This is a genomic window from Rudaeicoccus suwonensis (genome assembly GCF_007829035.1).
In the GTDB taxonomy this organism is placed as follows: domain Bacteria; phylum Actinomycetota; class Actinomycetes; order Actinomycetales; family Dermatophilaceae; genus Rudaeicoccus; species Rudaeicoccus suwonensis.
The window spans coordinates 212,417-230,851 of record NZ_VIVQ01000002.1 but is presented as its reverse complement, the minus strand read 5'-3'; the positions used below and the strand labels follow the sequence as shown (position 1 = coordinate 230,851).

The following is an 18,435-nucleotide window of genomic DNA, read 5'->3' as shown; positions in this document are numbered from 1 at the left end:
GGAATCGCCGGTCCGGCGATAGGTGAGGTGCTGTCGGGTGTGGTCGTCAGTCTCGGGGATGAGGCGCTCGCGTTGACGTCGTTCAGTCGCCGGAGGGGATACCGGCGCCCCACAAGGCACCTGCGATCAGCGCAGGCTGGAAGAACAAGCGCACCAAGCGCTTACGGTCGGTGTCGAGGCCGAACGCGTCACTACGCTCGGCATACTGACCGATGTTGCCGGGGAAGATCGCAGTGTAGAAACCGGCGAGCCCGATGCCGACCGCGCGACGGTGCTGCGGCAGCGCGGCATACGCGAGCCCGAAGGCAATCTCGACAACGCCTGATCCGAGGACGACGAGGTCTTTGTCGACCGGCACCCACGAGGGCACCTGCGCCTGGAAGTCCTTGCGCGCGAAGCTCAGATGGCCGCGGGCTCAGGTGGTGGGAGACGCGGTTAAATCGCGTAGGGATAGACAGCGAGCATGTATGCGCCGAACCACGCGCTGACGGCGGTCACCGCGATACCCGCGGCGAGTTGGGTGCGCTCGGATCGGTGCGCCAGACCGATCGCCACCGGGATCAACAGCACGTATGCCGGGAGCAGCAGTCGTGCGCGTGAATTCATCAGGCCGTTGGAGGCCAGCACGGTGAAGGCGACGGCTGCGCCATACACGCTGACCTGCCAGGGCAACCGGCTGGCGAAGGCGATCGCCACGAGCGCGATCGTCGCCAGGATCACCCAGGCGGTGACCACGTCGCCTGTCGTGTTGTTGGTGGCCAGCGTGTCGACGAGATAGTCGATCGTCGCCTTGCCGAAGTCGAATCCCGTGTTCCAGCCGGTGGATTGGACGTGGAACCAGCCCAGCGGAGAGCCCGTGCGCACAGCGACGACGAAGATCCAGAAGAGCCAGCCGATCGGCGAGAGCACGATCGCGACGAGTGGCCGCCAGTCACGACGGTTGCCCCACCAGTCGATGGCGGCCGCGATCGCGACGACGGCGATCAGGGCGACGACGGTGGTGCGGGACAGCCCGGCGAGCAGGGTCAGCACACCGGTGGCGACCCACCGTCGTTCCAGCACCATCACCAGCGCCCAACCGGCGAGCGCACAGTAGAGCGCCTCCGTGTAGGCCATCGTCAACACGATGCTCATCGGGGTCGCGGCGAACAGCACCGCAGCGAGCAGGCCGACGCGTTCTCCGGTCGCATGATCGCCGGGCCGGGCGCGCAGCAGGCACCACTGCCCGATGCGATATGCCGCAACCGAGGCCAGCGCACCTGAGACGACACTCGTCAGGATTGCCGCCCCGAATACCGAGATGCCGGGAACGTGGCTGGCGGCGGCCACCGCCCAGGGGTAGCCGGGGAAAAATGCGTATGCCGTGTCGGAGGTGTGCAGACCGCGCGCATCGACGAATGTCTTTGGTATGCCGTTGTATCCGTACTGTGCAAGGGCCAGCATCCACTTGCCGTCCCAGACGCTGAGGAGGTTGCGGATGCTCTTGGACTGACGGTGGCCGACATACGCCAGCCAGATCAGTCCGACCGCGCGCACGACGAGGAATGCGCTGATGCCGAGCAGCCAGGGCGTGCCCCGGCTGGTGCCGTTCCGCTCGGTCCCTTCAGACATCGATGCGACGGGTCACAGGTACTGACCCGTCGGTGACGCGGGTCCGTCGTCCGGCAGTTGCATCGGTGAGCCCTGACCGCCGGAATGCCCGGCCGGCAGCCCGCGCCGCATCGCCTGGAGCTGTGCCTGTGCCGCCATCTGCTGGGCGACGATCGCGGTCTGTATGCCGTGGAAGAGCCCCTCCAGCCAGCCGACGAGCTGTGCCTGGGCGATCCGCAGTTCGGCGTCGCTCGGTGTCTCCTCGGTGAACGGCAGCGCGATGCGGTCGAGTTCTTCGACGAGTTCGGGCGCGAGGCCTTCCTTCAGCTCACCGATGGACCGCTGGTGGATGTCGGCCAGTCGTCTGCGACCGGCGTCGTCCAGGGGTGCGTTGCGGACTTCCTCGAGCAACTGCTTGATCATCGAGCCGATGCGCATGACCTTCGCGGGCTGCTCGACCAGGTCGGCGGGGTTGTCGTCGCGCTGCTCGTCACCGTCCGCGGCCTCGGCGTTGTCGTCGCGGCTGCGCGCGGCCACCCCCATGCCGTCCTGGGTGACGACCACGAAGCGCTGCTCATCTGAGTTTTCAGGATCAGGCGTCATGCCCTCCATCCTGCCTCAGCGGTTCGTCGCCGAGACTCTCCGGCGGCTCAGGTCGTCAGCAGGACCTTGCCCACGTGGCTGGATTCCTGCAGCAGCCGGTGCGCGTCCGCGGCCCGGTCCAGCGGCATCCGGGTCTGTATGACGGGGCGTACCGTGCCGTCCTCCAGCAACGGCCAGGCATTGGCGCGGACGGTCGCGACGACCGACGCCTTGTTCTCCCGGCTGCGCGCTCGCAGGCCGGTGGCGATGATGCTGCCGCGCTTGGCCATCAGCGCACGTATGTCGAGTTCGGCATTCGCGCCGCCCTGCATGCCGATGATGGCGAGCCTGCCGTCGAGCGCGAGCGCCTGCAGATTCCGGGCGAGGTACTTCGCGCCGATCACGTCGAGGATCACGTCGGCTCCACCCGCCTCCCGGACCACGTCGACAAAGTCGCTCTCGCGGTAGTTGATGACGATGTCGGCGCCGAGTTCTGAGCAACGGCGCAGCTTTTCGGGGCTTCCGGCGGTGATCGCGACTCGGGCGCCACAGGCTTTCGCCAGCTGGATCGCCATAGTGCCGATGCCGCTGGATCCGCCGTGGACGAGCAGCAACTCGTCCGGCTGCAATCGCGCCGCCATGAAGACGTTCGACCACACGGTGCACACGACTTCCGGCAGAGCTGCGGCGTCGACGAGATCGACCCCGCGCGGCACCGGCAGCAGCTGACCGGCCGGCACGACGACCTCTTCGGCATATCCGCCGCCGGCGAGCAGAGCGCAGACCCCATCGCCCACCTGCCACTCGGTGACGCCCTCGCCCAGTGAGGTGACGGTGCCGCTGACTTCGAGGCCGGGGATCTCGGACTCACCCTTCGGCGGCGGGTAATGCCCTTGCCGTTGCAGCAGATCCGCGCGGTTGACGCCGGCGGCGGCCACGGCGATGACGACTTCGCCGGCGGCCGGCTCGGGCGCTGGAACGTCGGCGAGGGTCAGAGCGGTTTCGTCGCCGAAGCTCGGCAGGGTGATCGCACGCATGGTGTCGACGCTACGCCGGAGGGCCACGGTCGGGAGATGGGACTGCTACGGGCGCCCCTCCATCGCACTGTGACGAAGTCGGCTTTCCGTATAGCTGCGACGTCGTTGAAGTAGATGAGGCGATGATGTGTGAATGAGGCTGATTGCCAGGACGTGGAACGGGCGGACCGAGTGAGCACTCCTCGGTCTCGGGCGATCCGTACAAAGAGTCCGGCCATCAGCACAATCGTTCTTGTAATCACGCTAGCCATTGCTGGAATCGTCATCGTCATCGTGTCGGTTGGCCATGCCGGTGGCGAATCCAGAGGATCCGGTGCGTCTCTCGCGCTGTTTTTTCTGCTAGAGGTGTTGGCGGCAAGCATGGCGCTGTCGTCAATCCCCGCCACCCTTGTCGTGACGGAGCATTCGTTTTCGATCAGGGCACCTGCTGCGTTCAGGCATGAACTCGTTCTCGATAGGAGCTTGATGCGAGATGTTCAGGCGGCCGGTAACCTTCCCAGTCGAGGCCGGCATGGATCGCTGAGAGTGGCCGGACTCAACTTTGGTATGACGGGCGACGAGTACATCATCGTCTTCACCGAATCCTCGCCGCTACCTGCGAGAAGAGTGTGGCCCTCAGCGTTCCTCTGGTGGCTCTCCAACGGAAGGTCCAGAACTTTCTTCGCACTTCCGAAACCGAAGCGCGCCTACAACGGCGTAGCTGTAAGACTTTCGAACGACGATTTAGCGACACTTTTGCTGTGGGTGAAGTGATCAGTCGCGCGGAGTGCGCAGCACCAGCCATTGGTAGTGCAGGTCGGTGCCGTCGGTTGCCGGCCAGGTCTCGAAACGTTCGATCCTGCCGTGCTTGGTGACCGCATCCCGCAGCACCTCGTCACTGCGCAGCGCGAAGAAGCGCGCCGGCCCGTAATGGCCACCGCCCCAGTGTTCGGTCCGCGACTGCGGAGCGCCCCAGAGTCCGATCGCGACGGGAGCACCCGGCGTCACGACACGGACGATCTCGCCGAGCGCTGTCGGCAGATCCGCATCTGCAACGTGCAAGAGAGTGCTCGCCGTGTATGCCGCATCGAAACTGCCTGTCGCAAAAGGTAATTCGAGCGCTGACGCGACCTGCACGTCGAGACCTGCGGTGCGGCATACAGCCACGCTCGCGGGTGCGAGGTCGACCCCGCGCAGCTGGAATCCCGCGTCTCGAAACCCGATCGCGTCGCGACCTGGCCCGGTGCCGACCTCCAGCACCCGCTCGCGACCTTCCGCGTGCAGCACCGTGATGAAGGCGTCGCGATGGTCGATGCGCTGCTCAGGCAGCGGGTGGTCGCGCCGGTCCGTGGCCTCCGCGTCGTAGTACGTCACCAGGTCGGCTTCCCGCTGTCGGCGTTCCATCGCGTGCAGGTCCTCGACGGTGTCGACATCCCAGACGGCCGAGTCCTCGACCGGCAGCGTGGTGACCGTCAGTTGCTGCAGCAACGCACGCATCGGCTGGTCGGTCGGATCCGTCGGCATGCCTCGACGGGCGGCAGCCGTGCGGTATGCCGCCAGCAGTGGTTGGCGACGGCCGTCCGCGTCGGTGGCGACGACGGCGTCGGCCGGGCCGCTGCGCAAGGTGAGGCGCAACTCCGGCAGGGCGGTGGCGGCATACGGCATGTCGGCGGCGATCAGCGCGAACTCGTCGTCGGTGATGAGTGGCAGAGCTGCGGCGAGAGCGGCCAACGGTCCTGAGAACGAGGGAGATTCGCGCACCCACTCGACGGTGCGGTCGGTGTCGCGCGGTTCTCCGACGACGATGATGCGCGAGGTCTCGGGCAATCCGTCGAGCGCCTGATCCAGCAGCGGACGCTCGCGCAGGAGCGCACGGGTCTTGTCATCGCCGAACCGGCTGGACCGGCCTCCGGCGAGCACGACTGTCGTTGGCATGGTCGGCAGTCTCTCAGGTTGCGCGCGCCGTCGGACGATGCCCTAGTCGCGTGCTGAGCTCGGCGGCTGCTGCGACAACGGCCTCCGCAAGCGGGGCCGTCTCCGGCGTGTCGGCATGCGGATAGGTGACAGCGACGCCTGCCACGGGAAGGGCGTTGTGATCGAGCACCGCAACTGCGAAAGAAGCGAAACCCGCTGTCACCGAATCACTTTCGACGGCATAGCCACGCCTTCGCACCTGAGCCAGTTCGGACTGCAGCGCCGTCAGCGACGCCGGCCCGCGGCCCTGGCGCTGCACGAACGAGTCACGTGACGGGAACAGTGCACGCACCTGCTGCGATGGCAGCGCCGCCAGCATCGCCAGTCCCGAAGCGGTCAGTGACGCCGGCAGGCGCACGCCGACGTCGGTCACGAGCGAGGGTCGCCGAGGCGCGCGCTCCTCGATGACATAGAGCACGTCGCGTCCGTGCAGGACGGCCAGATGCGCGTTGTGTGTGGTCGCGTCGATCAACCGCGCCAGCACAGGACGCGAAATCCGTTGCAGCGGAGCCTGTCTGGAGTACGCCGACCCGAGTTCGTATGCCGCAGGCCCCAGTCCCCACCGCTGGTCGTTCTCTGCGTGGGTCACCAGTCCGGCGTCGCGCAGTACGCCGAGCAAGCGGTACGTAGTCGATCGCGGCAGGCCCAGTTCGCGCGCGAGCGCCGCGGCGGGTTGGGGCGATGCGTGGCGCCCGATGAGCTGCAAGAGGGCGACGACCTCGGTCGCGGCAGGGGCGGACGACATACAGCACAGTGTCCCAGATCTGAGACAAGAAGTCGGTGAACGCACTGTCCGACGTCGGCCGACAGCCGGACACTTGCCGTATGACCGAGACGATCACCGTGGGCATCGGCCCGCTGAGCATTGCCGATGTCGTTGCTGTCGCCCGGGGTGGCGCGCAGATCGAGCTGAGCGACGAATCGCGGGCCGAGGTGGCGCGCAGCCGGGAGATCATCGAGGCACTGGCGAACGACACGGTGCCGCACTACGGCATCTCCACCGGATTCGGCGCACTCGCCAACACGCACATCCCGCTCGAAAAGCGCCAACGACTGCAGCGCAGCCTGGTCGCATCACACGCCGCCGGCTCCGGCGCACCCGTGGAGCGCGAGGTGGTGCGCGCGCTGATGCTGCTGCGCATCTCGACCCTGGCGACCGGCCGCACCGGGATCCGCCCGCAGACCCTCGAGCTGTATGTCGCAATGCTCAACGCGGGGATCACCCCCGTGGTGCGCGAGTACGGTTCGCTCGGTTGCTCCGGTGACCTCGCGCCGCTGGCGCACTGCGCACTTGCGCTGATGGGTGAGGACGAGGTGCACGACGCGCAGGGCCGGCTCATGTCGACCTCCGAGGCCTTCGCCGCCGCCGGACTCGAGCCGGTCGTCCTGCAGGAGAAAGAGGGTTTGGCCCTCATCAACGGCACCGACGGCATGCTCGGCCAGCTGTGCCTGGCCATCGACGACCTGTCGATGCTCCTCACCACGGCAGACATCGCCGCCGGCATGAGCGTCGAGGGACTGCTCGGCACAGACGACGTCTTCGCCGCAGATCTGCAGGCGCTGCGACCCCACCCGGGTCAGGCGCTGTCTGCGGAGAACCTGCGAAAGGTGCTGAAGGACAGCGGAATCCGAGACTCCCACCGTGACCCGAACGCCTGCACCCGCGTGCAGGATGCGTATTCGCTGCGCTGCTCGCCGCAGGTGCACGGCGCCGCGCGGGACACCCTCGCCCACGCCGTCACCGTCGCCGAACGTGAGCTGGCGGCCGCCGTCGACAACCCGGTCGTCACCCTCGACGGACGTGTCGAATCCAACGGCAACTTCCACGGTGCGCCCGTCGCCTACGTGCTCGACTTCCTCGCGATCGTGATCGCCGACGTCGCGTCGATGAGCGAGCGGCGCACCGACCGGTTCCTCGACGTCGCGCGCAACCACGGTCTGCCGCCGTTCCTGGCCGACGACCCGGGCACCGATTCGGGTCTGATGATCGCGCAGTACACCGCGGCCGGTGTCGTCAGCGAACTCAAGCGTCTTGCGGCTCCCGCGAGCGTCGACTCGATCCCCAGCAGCGCGATGCAGGAGGACCACGTGTCGATGGGTTGGGCCGGCGCGCGCAAGTTGCGCCGCGCGGTCGACGGACTCACCCGCGTCCTCGCGATCGAGTTGCTCACGGCGGCGCGCGGCATACAGCTGCGGGCTCCGTTGCAGCCCGGCCCGGTCGCGGTGGCCGTCATCGACGAACTGGCCGTGCCAGGACCCGGCGCCGACCGGTTCCTGTCGCCCGAGATCGAGTCGGTCGTGGCATCGGTCGCCGACGGCAACGTCCGCGCAGCGGCACAGCAGGCCGCGGGTCCCCTGGCATGACCCAGCAGGTGCGCATCGGCGCGTATGCCGATCCCGTGCCGTTGACCAACCAGCTTCATCAACAGGATTCAGATTCGAAAACGCAGAAGAGACAGGGAGTTTGACGATGGAAGGTGCACGTCCGGTGCGCGCCCCGCGAGGGACGACGTTGACCGCGCAGTCGTGGGCGACCGAGGCCCCGCTGCGGATGCTGATGAACAACCTCGACCCCGAAGTGGCCGAGCGACCCGACGACCTCGTCGTGTATGGCGGCACCGGTCGTGCCGCACGTGACTGGAAGTCCTTCGACGCGATGGTGCGCACGCTCGAGCGGCTCAAGGCCGACGAAACCATGCTCGTGCAATCGGGCCGTCCGGTCGGCGTCATGCAGACGCACGAGTGGGCCCCCCGTGTCCTCATCGCCAACTCCAACCTGGTGCCGGACTGGGCGACCTGGCCCGAGTTCCGCCGCCTCGAGCACCTCGGCCTGACGATGTACGGCCAGATGACCGCCGGCTCGTGGATCTACATCGGCACCCAGGGCATCGTGCAGGGCACCTACGAGACCTTTGCCGCGATCGCCGAAAAGCGTTACGGCGGAACACTTGCCGGCACCCTGACCCTCACCGGTGGTTGCGGTGGCATGGGCGGCGCCCAGCCGCTGGCCGTCACGCTCAACGACGGTGCCTGCCTGATCGTCGACGTCGACGAGTCGCGACTGCGCCGACGCGTCGAGCACCGCTACCTCGACGAGGTCGCGGACTCCCTCGACGACGCCATCGACAAGGCTGTCGCCGCCAAAGAGCAGCGACGCGCGTGGTCGGTCGGTGTCGTCGGCAATGCTGCTGAGATCTTCCCCGAACTGCTGCGCCGCGGTGTGCCGATCGACATCGTGACCGATCAGACGAGCGCGCACGACCCACTGTCCTACCTCCCTGAGGGCATCGCCCTGGAGGACTGGCACGAGTACGCCGAGAAGAAGCCTGAGGAGTTCACCGACCGCGCTCGCGCCTCGATGGCCAAGCACGTCGCCGCGATGGTCGACTTCAAGGACGCCGGCGCCGAGGTCTTCGACTACGGCAACTCGATCCGCGACGAGGCCCGATTGGGCGGCTACGAGCGGGCGTTCGAGTTCCCCGGCTTCGTCCCGGCATACATCCGCCCGTTGTTCTGCGAGGGCAAGGGCCCATTCCGTTGGGCAGCGCTGTCGGGTGACCCGAAGGACATCTACGCGACCGACAAGGCCGTCATGGACCTGTTCCCGGACAACGACCGGCTGCAGAAATGGATGCGCGGCGCGCGCGAGAAGATCGCCTTCCAGGGCCTGCCGGCGCGTATCTGCTGGCTCGGGTATGGCGAACGTGACAAGGCCGGACTCGCCATCAACGACCTGGTCGCCAGCGGTGAGGTGAGCGCCCCGATCGTGATCGGCCGCGATCACCTCGACTGTGGATCGGTGGCATCGCCATACCGCGAAACCGAAGCAATGGCAGACGGATCCGACGCGATCGCCGACTGGCCGTTGCTCAACGCGCTCGTCAACACCAGCTCCGGCGCGAGCTGGGTGTCACTGCACCACGGCGGTGGGGTCGGCATCGGCCGGTCGATGCACGCCGGTCAGGTGTCGCTGGCCGACGGCACCCCGCTGGCCGCGCAGAAGCTGGCGCGCGTGCTCACCAACGACCCCGGTATGGGTGTGATCAGGCACGTCGACGCGGGCTACGAGATCGCTGAGGACGTCGCCGAGCAGAAGCACGTGCGCGTGCCGATGCGGGAGAACTGAGCCGGTTCAGCCGTGCTCGGACACCTCGGGCAGCACCACTTTGCCGATCTCGCCGGGATTCCAACAGACCTCCCAGCGGAACCCGTCGGGATCGGCGAAGTAGCCGCTGTAGCCGCCCCACTCGCGGTGCTCGGCAGCGGTGACGCTGCTGGCGCCCGCCCGGCGGGCCTGCTCAAGGGCGGCATCGACCTCCGTGCGGGTGGCCACGTTGTGGGCGAGGGTGATCGGTGCCAGACCGGACGACGGTTGCTCGCCCACCTCGGCCGCGAAGGCGTCGCGCTCCCACAGCGACAGCACCAGCTGCGGCCCGACCTGCAGCATGATCACGTCGATGTCGTCGAAGGCAGCCGGCCAGCCGAGCCCCTCGACGTAGAAGCGGCGGCTGGCGTCGCGGTCGGCGACGGCGAGAGTGATGAAGCTGACGCGAGGTTCCATGCAGTCACACTGGCAGAACGCACCGACAGGAGTTCGCGATGAGCAGTTCTGAGTTCGACCGGATGTGGGACGAGCTGCACCCAGTCGGCCGGGTCGCATCCGGTGGCTACCGGCGATTCGCCTGGACGGCCGAGGACCACACCCTGCGCGAGTGGTTTGCGGGCGAGTGCACTCGACGGGGCCTGCAGTTGACGCAGGACCGCATGGGCAACCAGTGGGCCTGGTGGGGTGACCCCGACGCCGACGGCCCGGGCGTCGTGATCGGCTCTCATCTGGACTCGGTGCCCGACGGCGGCGCGTATGACGGTCCGCTGGGCGTGGTGTCCGCCCTCGCGACCGTGGATGCATTGCGGGCCAACGGTTTTGCGCCGAAGCGGCCGATCGCAGTCGTCAACTTCGGCGATGAGGAGGGCGCCCGGTTCGGCGTCGCGTGTGCCGGATCGCGCGTCATCACCGGTGCCATGACGCGCGAGCGGGCGTTGGGTCTCGCGGACGCCGACGGCATCACCATGGCCGAAGCCCTCACGCAGGCGGGTCGCACGCCTGAGCACATCGGGCGAGACGACGAGACGTTGCGCCGAATCGGGTGTTTCGTCGAACTGCACGTCGAACAGGGTCGCGCGCTTGCCGACCTCGACCCGGCGACCGCGGCGGTCGCGATCGGCACCGACATCTGGCCGCACGGTCGCTGGCGCATCGACCTGCCCGGTGTGGCCAATCACGCCGGCACCACGCGGCTGGTCGACCGCCACGACGCGATGCTGTCGGCTGCACAGGTCGTGCTCACCGCACGCGCCGTGGCAGCCGAAAACGGTTGTGTCGCAACGACGGGCAAGATCGAGGTCGAGCCGGGCGGGGTCAACGCCATACCGTCGCACGTCCGTCTCTGGCTGGACGCCCGCGGGTCCGACGAGGCAGCCGTCCAGGCGACGGTCGCTGCCATCGGTCGAGAGACCAGCCGGTTCGGTGGCACGCTCACCGAGGAGTCGTGGACCGCGACCACGCCCTTCGACAGTGATCTGGCCGGCCGGCTGCGTGGAGTGCTCGGAGAGTCGACCCCGATGCTCGGCACGGGAGCCGGCCATGATGCCGGAATTCTCGCAACGGCAGGCGTGTCGACAGCCATGCTGTTCGTGCGCAATCCGACGGGTGTCTCGCACTCGCCGGAGGAGTTCGCCGAACGCGACGACTGTCACCGCGGCGTCGAAGCACTGACCGCGGTCACCCAGGATCTCGCCTCGTGACCGCGTACTGGGCGCAGCACGCCTACCTTGCCCCAAAACCGTTCTGGCCCGGTGGTTTTGCGCAACGGGTGCGCTTCGAGATCGAGAACGGCGTCTTCACCGCGATCGAGGAAGGTATGCCGCAGGGCGGTGCGCACGTGCTGCCGGGCGTCGTGCTCCCTGGGCTGGCGAACTGCCACAGTCATGCTTTCCATCGAGCCCTGCGCGGTCGCACCCACGCAGGGGGAGGCACCTTCTGGACCTGGCGCGAAGCGATGTATGCCGTTGCGGCGCAACTGGATCCGGACAACTACCTGGCGCTGGCGCGCGCGACCTACGCTGAAATGGCGCTTGCCGGTGTGACCTCGGTGGGCGAGTTCCATTATGTGCACCATCAACCCGGCGGCGCGCCGTATGACGATCCGAACGCCATGGGGCACGCGCTCATCCAGGCTGCCGAGGATGCCGGCATCCGGCTCACGCTGCTCGACACCTGCTATCTCAGCGGCGGTCTGGGAGCCGATGGTCACCTGCCGCTCGCTCCGGAGCAGTTGCGCTTCGGCGACGGCGACGTGATGCGCTGGGCCGACCGCGTGTCCCGTCTTGAGACCGATCACTTCAACCATCGGATCGGCACTGCTCTGCATTCGGTGCGCGCAGTGCCCCGAGACCAGTTGCGTGCGATGAACCAGGCATGGCATCACGTCACCGACGGCTCACACGTGCTGCATGCTCATGTGTCCGAGCAGCCGGCGGAGAACCAGGCGTGTCAAGAGTTTTACGGCATGACGCCGGTCGAGTTGCTGGCGGACGCTGGGCTGCTCGGGCCCAGTTTTTCCGCGGTGCACGCGACCCATCTGACGGCGAACGACATTTCTTTGCTGGGTGACTCGCACAGCACCGCGTGTTTCTGCCCCACTACCGAACGTGACCTTGCCGACGGCATCGGTCCGGCTCGCGCCCTGCTCGACGCGGGTGCGCCGCTCAGTCTCGGCTCGGACCAGCATGCAGTCATCGACCTGCTGGAAGAAGCACGCGCCCTGGAGATGCACGAGCGCCTCGCGACCCTGCAGCGCGGTCGCATCACCCAGGACGAGCTCCTCGCCGCCACTACCGCGCACGAGTCGATCGGGTGGAGCGACTGCGGGACGCTGGCCGTCGGCGCCCGCGCCGACCTGGTCGCCGTGTCGCTGAGCAGCGTTCGTACAGCGGGGGTTCCGGCTGACTTCGTGCTGACGGCAGCGACCGCCGGCGACGTCACCGACGTCATACGGGACGGGCACGTGGTCGTCGCCGACCGGCAGCATCGCCTCGGAGACGTGAGCCGCCTGCTGGCCGATGCCATCGAACCCTTCTGGGTCAACGCGTGAGGACCCCACAAACCATGACCACTCTCATCACCAGGATCGGTGAACTCGTCACCAACGACCCGCCACACCCGGATGGCGACGGATCACCGCTCGGCATCATCCGCGACGCAGCCGTCGTGGTCGACGGCGGCCGAATCATCGCTGTCGGCAAGGCATCCCAGCTCTCTGATGCAGCTGCGAGAGTGGATCTCGACGGCCACGCACTGATACCCGCGTTCGTCGACAGCCACAGCCACCTGGTGTTCGCCGGGGACCGGTCGGCTGAGTTCACCGCGCGCATGACAGGCGAGCCGTATGACGGTGGTGGCATCGCCGTCTCGATGGCCGCTACCCGCGCCGCCTCCGACGACGAGCTGCGGACTCTTGTCGCGCGTCGCGTCGCCGAGATGCGCGCCCAGGGGACCGGCACCGTCGAGATCAAGAGCGGCTACGGGCTCAGCGTTGAGCACGAGGCCAGATCCCTGCGTATCGCTCGCGAATTCACCCAGGAGACAACCTTTCTCGGCGCACACGTGGTGCCGCCGGACAGTCGCGGCAGCGCTGCAGACCGCCAGGAGTATGTCGACCTCGTGTGCGGCGAGATGCTGGACGCCTGTGCGCCATACGCGAAATGGGTCGACGTCTTCTGTGAGCCGAACAGCCAATTCGCCTTCACCGCAACCGAATCCGAACAGGTCCTGCGCGCCGGTGCGGCTGCCGGCCTCGGCGTGCGGGTGCACGGCAATCAGCTGGGCGCCGGGCCCGGTGTGCAGTTGGCGGTGTCGTTGGGTGCGGCAAGTGTGGACCACTGCACGTTCCTCAGTGACGACGACGTTGCGGCGTTGGCGGGCTCGTCGACCGTCGCGACCCTGCTGCCCGGCGTCGAGTTCTCGACCCGGTCGCCATATCCGGACGCACGGAGGCTGATCGATGCCGGCGTGCAGGTGGCACTGGCCAGTGATTGCAACCCTGGCACGTGCTACTCCAGCTCGATTCCGTTCGCGATCGCTGTCGCGGTGCGCGACATGGGCATGACGCCGTCGGAGGCGTTGCACGCGACAACGGCGGGCGCCGCACGCGCGCTTCGCCGCGACGACGTCGGCGTCATACGTGCCGGAGCACGGGCCGATCTGACCGTGCTGGATGCACCGTCGTACCTGCACCTGGCCTACCGACCGGGCGTGCCGATCGCGCGGATGGTCGACTTCTGACCAGCGAAAAGCCCTCTGTCAGAGCCAGTTACGACGTTTGAACGAAGCGTAGAGAAACAACGCGATGCCCACGATGAGCCCCACGCTGCAATAGAAACCCCACTGCTTGGAGAAGCCGGGGTAGGGCACGTTCTGGCCATACCATCCGGTGATCGCCGTCGGAACGGCGATGATCGCCGCCCACGACGTGAGCTTCTTCATGACCGTGTTCATCGCGGTGTCGACCAGTGCCAGGTTGGTGTCGCGGATCGACCCGATGGTGTCGCGGATGGAGTCGGTCCACTCGGCCACGCGCATGGTGTGGTCGTAGAGATCCTCGTAGTACGCCACCAGGTCGCGCTCCGCTCCTGGATCGGAGGCGCGGCGCAGCACCATGCTGACCACGTCGCGCATGGGCAGGACCATCCGCCGCAGGTGGCTGATCTCCTTGTGCAACTCGTAGATCTGCCGGGCAATCCGGTTGCCGGCATGCTGCTCGTCGAAGAGCTCTTCCTCGAGATCGTCGACCCGCTCGTCGATCCGGGTGACCACCTCGTAGTAACCGTCGACGACGGTGTCGAGCAGGGCGTGCAGCAGCGCCTTCGGGCCGTGTTTGAGCAGCTCGGTGTTGTCCTGCAGATCCTGCGCCACGTCGTCGACGGGAAATCCGGCCCCGAGCCGCACCGTCACAACGGCGTGCGGCATCACGAAGATCGAGATGCGGTGCATGTCACTGTCGTCGGCCATGCCGGTGACCGTGAAGGCCGTGATGAAGATGTGGCTGTCGTAGCGCACGGCCTTCGGCCGCTCATGCTGGGTGAGAGCGTCCTCGACCGAATGCGGATCGAGCCCGAGTTCTTCGGCGAGTTGCTGCAGGTCTGCCGGTTCGGGATCGAGCAGGTCGGCCCACGACAGTGTGCTCGGGTCGCACAGATGATCGCTGAGATCAGCCAACGGGAAGTCGTGCTCGGTCAGCGCGCCGTCGCGCCAGGCCCGCGTGCTGATCTCACAGGTCACCAGCCGACCTTGGTGATGCCGTATTGCACGGTCTTGCCACTCACGCTGTTGACGGTGACGGTGACCTTCTTCTGCGAACCGGCGACATCGACCGAGCAGGTCTGCGTCTTCTTGACCTTGGCCGTCAGATCACCGTTGCACTTCACCGCGCCGATGGTCTGGGTTGACACCGCCGAGAGCTTCTCCTTGACCTGCGTCTGCAGGGCGCTCTGCTTGACGACCGAGTCACCGCAGGCGGCGAGCGAGGTGACGAGCACCGCACCGACCCCCACACTGACCACAGTTTTGCGGACGGTGCGCTTCATCTGTCTCCTCCTGCAACCAGAACGACGTGCCTGGGAAATAGTACGCGGGCAATCGGAGCGAGCCGTATGACGATGCCTGGTCCCACCGATCGGCCGCGACATACCTCAGAGATCGCCCAGCAGCCCCAATGGACGTTCGACCGCATCGGCCACGAATCGCAGGAATCCACCCGCCGCACCGCCGTCGCACACGCGGTGGTCGAACGTGAAGCCGAGTTGGACCACCTTGCGAACAGCCAACTGACCGTCGACGACCCACGGTCGGTCGAGGATGCGACCGACACCGAGCATCGCCGCTTCGGGGTGATTCAGGATCGGGGTGGAGCCGTCGACACCGAAGACGCCGTAGTTGTTGAGCGTGAAGGTGCCGCCGGTCAGGTCGGCCGGAGCAAGCGTGCCGGCACGGGCCGCGTCGACGAGTTCGCCCAGCCGACCTGCGAGTTCGCGGGTCGTCAGTCGATCGGCGTCGTGCACGACAGGCACGACGAGACCGCGCGGGGAGTCGGCGGCGAAACCGAGATGGACGGCGCTGTGCCGCACGATCTCGCCGCGGTCCACATCCACCGAGGCGTTGAGTTCGGGGAAGCGGCGCAGGCTGGCGACGCAGATGCGTGCCAGCAGCGCCAGTACGCCGGCGCGTTCGAGGCCGATCGCCTGCCGTGCCGCCATGAGCTCGGTCGCATCGGCATCCACCCAGGTGGTCGCATCCGGAATCTCACGCCGACTGAGGGTGAGCTTGTCGGCAACGACCTTCCGCAGGCCGGTGATCGGAATCCGTTGTTCCTCAGTGGTCTTCGAGCTGTATGCCGCAGACTGTGGCGCCGAGGCGCCCCTCGCCGCTGCGGCATCCACGTCAGCCCGCCGGATCACGCCACCCGGGCCAGGGGTGACCTGTCCCAGGTCGATGCCACGGTCCTGTGCCAGCTTGCGCACGATCGGCGAGATGACCTTCGGCACGTATGTCGCAGCCTCGGCACGATCAGCATCAGCCACCGGCACGGCATCGGTACCCGGCACAGGCGTGCCGCCCGACGGACGTTCGGCGTCTGCCGGCCCGGCACCGGCACCCGTCGTGACGGACGACAAACCACGACGACGAGCCGCGCGACGTCGATCGGACACCGTGGAGCCGCCTCCGGAGGTGCCGTAGCCGATGAGGACGGCGCCGGACCCGGACTCGGCCGCAGCTCCCGGGGCACTGCCCGCGTCGACCGGATGATCCGTTGGCATTGCGCCCGATGCGACTGTCACCAAAGGTGATCCGACCAGAACGGTTTCGCCGGCAGCGCCGTGGCGGCGCACGACCCGGCCGGCATACGGGCACGGAACCTCGACAGTCGCCTTGGCGGTCTCGACCACCACCACGTGCTGGTCGATGATCACCTCATCGCCCTCGTCGACCAGCCATTCGATGACCTCGGCCTCGGTGAGGCCCTCGCCGAGATCCGGCAGCGTGAAGGTCTGCTCGGGCGCGACGCGCAGGCTGGTCGACTCAGCCACGGGACACCGCCGCTGCCGGCTCGTGTGAGAGGTCGGGCACGTCGTCCCATTGCAAGCGGGCGATCGCGTCGAGCACCCGCTCGACTCCGGGCAGGTAGGTCTTCTCCAACATCGGTGCGGGATAAGGAGTTTCGAGACCGCTCACGCGCAGGACCGGTGCCTGCAGGGAGTGGAAGCAGCGCTCGCTGACCCGTGCGGCTACCTCGCCGGCTACGCCGGCGAAGCCCTGGGCCTCGGACACGACCACGCATCGGCCGGTACGGCGCACCGACTCGACGACGGTCTCGTCGTCGAAGGGCACGATGGTGCGCAGGTCGACGACCTCGACATCCCAGCCTTCGCTTGCGGCAGCCTCGGCTGCCTGCAGCGCCATCGGCACCGACGGCCCGTAGGTCACCAGCGTGACGTCAGAGCCCGTGCGACGTATGACGGCTTCGCCGAAACCCGGTCGCTGAGAGGGCAGTTCGACGTCCTGCTTGGACCAGTAGAGCGCCTTCGGCTCCATGAAGATGACCGGGTCCGGGTCGTCGATCGCCTCGCGCAGCAGGCTGTAGGCATCCGCGGCGTCCGATGGTGTGACGACCTTCAGACCGGCGGTGTGGGCGTAGTAACCCTCGCTGGAGTCGCAGTGATGCTCGACGCCGCCGATGCCACCGGCATACGGCACGCGGATCACCATCGGCAGACCGACGCGGCCCGAGGTGCGATTGCGCATCTTGGCGACGTGCGAGGTGATCTGTTCGAAGGCCGGGTAGGCGAAGGCGTCGAACTGCATCTCGACGACGGGGCGAAAACCGGTGAGGCACATGCCGATCGCGAAACCGACGATGCCGGCTTCCGCGAGCGGAGTGTCGAAGCAACGCTCCTCGCCGAAGGTCTCGGCCAGGCCGTCGGTGATCCGGAAGACACCGCCGAGGGTGCCGACGTCCTCACCGAAGACGATGACGTCGTCGTCGGCTTCGAGGCTGTCTCGCAGCGCTGCGTTGAGCGCGCCGCTCATCGTGACGGTCATGCCTGGGCCTCCGCAGAAAGTTCGGCCTGGACCATGCCGCGCAATTGCTCCAGTTGCGGCGTCGGCGTGGCGAAAACGTTGTCGAACAAGGACATCGGGTCGACCGTGGGGTCGGTGTTCATGCGGTCACGCAGGTCCGATGCCAGCGATTCGGCCTCCGCGTGGGTCGCGGCGACGATGTCGTCGTTGAGTTCGCCGCGTGACTTCAGCCAGGCCTCGACCCGTGCGATCGGGTCGCGGTCGAGCCAGGCGGTGACCTCGTCGGCGGAGCGGTAGCGCGTCGCATCGTCGGCGTTGGTGTGCGCGTCGAGACGGTAGGTGTGGGCCTCGATGAGGAAGGGCCCCTTGCCGGAGCGGCAGTGCTCGAGCGCGACATCCATGACGGCGAGCACCGCGGCGGGGTCGTTGCCGTCGACCTGCTCGGCCCGTATGCCGTAGCCGATTCCCTTGTATGCCAACGCCGGAGCCTTGGTCTGCTTCGACAGCGGCACGCTGATGGCGTACTTGTTGTTCTGAACGAAGAAGATCACCGGGGCCTCGAAGACCGCCGCGAAATTCAGCGCCTCGTGGAAGTCGCCCTCGCTGGTCGCGCCGTCACCGATGAAGGCCAACGCCACCGAGTCGCGACCGCGACGCTTCTCGCCGTATGCCGCACCTGCGGCGTGCACCAGCTGCGTCGACAGCGGCGTGCACTGTGCAGCGGTGTGCGTCGCGATCGGGTCGTAGCCGCAATGGCTGTCCCCGCGCAGCAACGAGAGCACCTCGATCGGGTCGATGCCGCGGGTGACCAGCGCCATCGACTCGCGGTAGGTCGGGAACATCCAGTCGGTGGGGTGGATGGACATGGTGGCCCCGACCTGGCAGGCCTCTTGGCCGCGCGAGCTGGGGTAGACCGCCAGCCGGCCCTGCTTGGTGAGCGCCGTCGCCTGGATGTCGAACCGGCGCCCGATGACCATCTGCCGCCAGATCTGCCGCAGACGACCAGCATCCGGCATGGCGTAGTCGCGCACGGTGCCATGCTGCTCGACCTCGGCTCCGGTGGGATCGAGCAACTGGACCGGGTTGGGCGACGGCAGCAACGCCTGCTGGGCCGCATTGGCTGTGGTCTGCATCACA

18 protein-coding genes are annotated in these 18,435 nt (G+C 67.4%); 6 read left to right on the top strand and 12 right to left on the bottom strand.

What is annotated here, in order from left to right; genetic code table 11:
* Positions 1-82: 82 nt before the first annotated feature.
* The 4 genes from BKA23_RS12295 to BKA23_RS12280 are packed head-to-tail and all read right to left on the bottom strand — an operon-like array spanning position 83 to position 3,209.
* Positions 83-403, bottom strand: coding sequence for a DoxX family protein (locus BKA23_RS12295; protein WP_145228885.1), 321 nt, complete (start codon positions 401-403; stop codon positions 83-85).
* A 32-nt stretch (positions 404-435) separates the two neighbouring features.
* Positions 436-1,611: a mannosyltransferase family protein gene (locus BKA23_RS12290; protein WP_145228883.1), complete on the bottom strand. Its 1,176-nt coding sequence runs from the start codon at positions 1,609-1,611 to the stop codon at positions 436-438.
* 12 nt (positions 1,612-1,623) lie between these two features.
* Positions 1,624-2,193, bottom strand: a complete 570-nt coding sequence (locus BKA23_RS12285) for a bacterial proteasome activator family protein (RefSeq protein ID WP_145228881.1) — start codon at positions 2,191-2,193, stop codon at positions 1,624-1,626.
* Positions 2,194-2,240: 47 nt separating this feature from the next.
* Positions 2,241-3,209: an NAD(P)H-quinone oxidoreductase gene (locus tag BKA23_RS12280; protein WP_145228879.1), complete on the bottom strand. Its 969-nt coding sequence runs from the start codon at positions 3,207-3,209 to the stop codon at positions 2,241-2,243.
* Positions 3,210-3,338: 129 nt separating this feature from the next.
* Between BKA23_RS12280 and BKA23_RS12275 the strand changes: the two genes are divergently transcribed.
* Positions 3,339-3,962, top strand: a complete 624-nt coding sequence (locus BKA23_RS12275) for a hypothetical protein (RefSeq protein ID WP_145228877.1) — start codon at positions 3,339-3,341, stop codon at positions 3,960-3,962.
* Here the strand turns inward: BKA23_RS12275 and BKA23_RS12270 are convergent, their stop codons facing one another.
* Both BKA23_RS12270 and BKA23_RS12265 read right to left on the bottom strand, forming a co-directional pair.
* A complete protein-coding gene (locus tag BKA23_RS12270) occupies positions 3,963-5,123 on the bottom strand; it encodes an NTP transferase domain-containing protein (protein WP_145228875.1) in 1,161 nt (386 codons plus the stop codon).
* 13 nt (positions 5,124-5,136) lie between these two features.
* Positions 5,137-5,907 (bottom strand): IclR family transcriptional regulator, encoded by a 771-nt coding sequence (locus tag BKA23_RS12265; RefSeq protein ID WP_145228873.1) that lies wholly within the window; start codon positions 5,905-5,907, stop codon positions 5,137-5,139.
* Positions 5,908-5,987: 80 nt separating this feature from the next.
* Here BKA23_RS12265 and hutH point away from each other — a divergent pair, with 80 nt between their 5' ends.
* Complete coding sequence (hutH, locus tag BKA23_RS12260) at positions 5,988-7,526, top strand: histidine ammonia-lyase (protein ID WP_145228871.1); 1,539 nt, start codon at positions 5,988-5,990, stop codon at positions 7,524-7,526.
* A 106-nt stretch (positions 7,527-7,632) separates the two neighbouring features.
* Positions 7,633-9,288, top strand: coding sequence for a urocanate hydratase (gene hutU, locus BKA23_RS12255; protein WP_145228869.1), 1,656 nt, complete (start codon positions 7,633-7,635; stop codon positions 9,286-9,288).
* Between the two features lie 6 nt (positions 9,289-9,294).
* Here hutU and BKA23_RS12250 read toward each other — a convergent pair whose 3' ends face one another.
* Positions 9,295-9,723: a VOC family protein gene (locus tag BKA23_RS12250; protein ID WP_145228867.1), complete on the bottom strand. Its 429-nt coding sequence runs from the start codon at positions 9,721-9,723 to the stop codon at positions 9,295-9,297.
* A gap of 38 nt (positions 9,724-9,761) precedes the next feature.
* Between BKA23_RS12250 and BKA23_RS12245 the strand changes: the two genes are divergently transcribed.
* From BKA23_RS12245 to hutI, 3 genes are read left to right on the top strand one after another with little or no spacing between them, the layout of a single operon-like run.
* Positions 9,762-10,967: an allantoate amidohydrolase gene (locus tag BKA23_RS12245; RefSeq protein ID WP_211841709.1), complete on the top strand. Its 1,206-nt coding sequence runs from the start codon at positions 9,762-9,764 to the stop codon at positions 10,965-10,967.
* On the top strand, positions 10,964-12,316 hold the full coding sequence (locus BKA23_RS12240) for a formimidoylglutamate deiminase (RefSeq protein WP_145228865.1): 1,353 nt from the start codon (positions 10,964-10,966) through the stop codon (positions 12,314-12,316). The genes BKA23_RS12245 and BKA23_RS12240 overlap by 4 nt, the downstream gene beginning before the upstream one ends.
* A gap of 14 nt (positions 12,317-12,330) precedes the next feature.
* Complete coding sequence (gene hutI / locus BKA23_RS12235; protein WP_145228863.1) at positions 12,331-13,506, top strand: imidazolonepropionase; 1,176 nt, start codon at positions 12,331-12,333, stop codon at positions 13,504-13,506.
* Between the two features lie 18 nt (positions 13,507-13,524).
* On the opposite strand, the gene BKA23_RS12230 is transcribed toward hutI, so the two are convergent.
* The 5 genes from BKA23_RS12230 to BKA23_RS12210 all read right to left on the bottom strand — a co-directional run bounded on the left by BKA23_RS12230 (position 13,525) and on the right by BKA23_RS12210 (position 18,431).
* Positions 13,525-14,502: a magnesium transporter CorA family protein gene (locus tag BKA23_RS12230; protein ID WP_211841708.1), complete on the bottom strand. Its 978-nt coding sequence runs from the start codon at positions 14,500-14,502 to the stop codon at positions 13,525-13,527.
* Positions 14,499-14,807: a DUF4333 domain-containing protein gene (locus tag BKA23_RS12225; RefSeq protein WP_170226504.1), complete on the bottom strand. Its 309-nt coding sequence runs from the start codon at positions 14,805-14,807 to the stop codon at positions 14,499-14,501. Before BKA23_RS12225 ends, BKA23_RS12230 begins: the two co-directional genes overlap by 4 nt.
* 105 nt (positions 14,808-14,912) lie before the next feature.
* Positions 14,913-16,307, bottom strand: a complete 1,395-nt coding sequence (locus BKA23_RS12220) for a dihydrolipoamide acetyltransferase family protein (RefSeq protein ID WP_246104639.1) — start codon at positions 16,305-16,307, stop codon at positions 14,913-14,915.
* Complete coding sequence (locus BKA23_RS12215) at positions 16,300-17,319, bottom strand: alpha-ketoacid dehydrogenase subunit beta (protein ID WP_145228858.1); 1,020 nt, start codon at positions 17,317-17,319, stop codon at positions 16,300-16,302. Before BKA23_RS12215 ends, BKA23_RS12220 begins: the two co-directional genes overlap by 8 nt.
* Positions 17,316-18,431: a thiamine pyrophosphate-dependent dehydrogenase E1 component subunit alpha gene (locus BKA23_RS12210; protein ID WP_145228855.1), complete on the bottom strand. Its 1,116-nt coding sequence runs from the start codon at positions 18,429-18,431 to the stop codon at positions 17,316-17,318. The genes BKA23_RS12215 and BKA23_RS12210 overlap by 4 nt, the downstream gene beginning before the upstream one ends.
* Between the last annotated feature and the right edge of the window lie 4 nt (positions 18,432-18,435).

Bases quoted from the DNA above. Each gene is read 5' to 3' on its own strand.
- BKA23_RS12250 (WP_145228867.1), bottom strand. From the start codon at position 9,723: ATGGAACCTCGCGTCAGCTTCATCACTCTCGCCGTCGCCGACCGCGAC.
- BKA23_RS12225 (WP_170226504.1), bottom strand. From the start codon at position 14,807: ATGAAGCGCACCGTCCGCAAAACTGTGGTCAGTGTGGGGGTCGGTGCG.
- BKA23_RS12270 (WP_145228875.1), bottom strand. From the start codon at position 5,123: ATGCCAACGACAGTCGTGCTCGCCGGAGGCCGGTCCAGCCGGTTCGGC.
- BKA23_RS12245 (WP_211841709.1), top strand. From the start codon at position 9,762: ATGAGCAGTTCTGAGTTCGACCGGATGTGGGACGAGCTGCACCCAGTC.
- BKA23_RS12265 (WP_145228873.1), bottom strand. From the start codon at position 5,907: ATGTCGTCCGCCCCTGCCGCGACCGAGGTCGTCGCCCTCTTGCAGCTC.
- BKA23_RS12210 (WP_145228855.1), bottom strand. From the start codon at position 18,431: ATGCAGACCACAGCCAATGCGGCCCAGCAGGCGTTGCTGCCGTCGCCC.
- BKA23_RS12290 (WP_145228883.1), bottom strand. From the start codon at position 1,611: ATGTCTGAAGGGACCGAGCGGAACGGCACCAGCCGGGGCACGCCCTGG.
- hutU (WP_145228869.1), top strand. From the start codon at position 7,633: ATGGAAGGTGCACGTCCGGTGCGCGCCCCGCGAGGGACGACGTTGACC.
- BKA23_RS12215 (WP_145228858.1), bottom strand. From the start codon at position 17,319: ATGACCGTCACGATGAGCGGCGCGCTCAACGCAGCGCTGCGAGACAGC.
- BKA23_RS12280 (WP_145228879.1), bottom strand. From the start codon at position 3,209: ATGCGTGCGATCACCCTGCCGAGCTTCGGCGACGAAACCGCTCTGACC.
- BKA23_RS12285 (WP_145228881.1), bottom strand. From the start codon at position 2,193: ATGACGCCTGATCCTGAAAACTCAGATGAGCAGCGCTTCGTGGTCGTC.
- hutI (WP_145228863.1), top strand. From the start codon at position 12,331: ATGACCACTCTCATCACCAGGATCGGTGAACTCGTCACCAACGACCCG.
- hutH (WP_145228871.1), top strand. From the start codon at position 5,988: ATGACCGAGACGATCACCGTGGGCATCGGCCCGCTGAGCATTGCCGAT.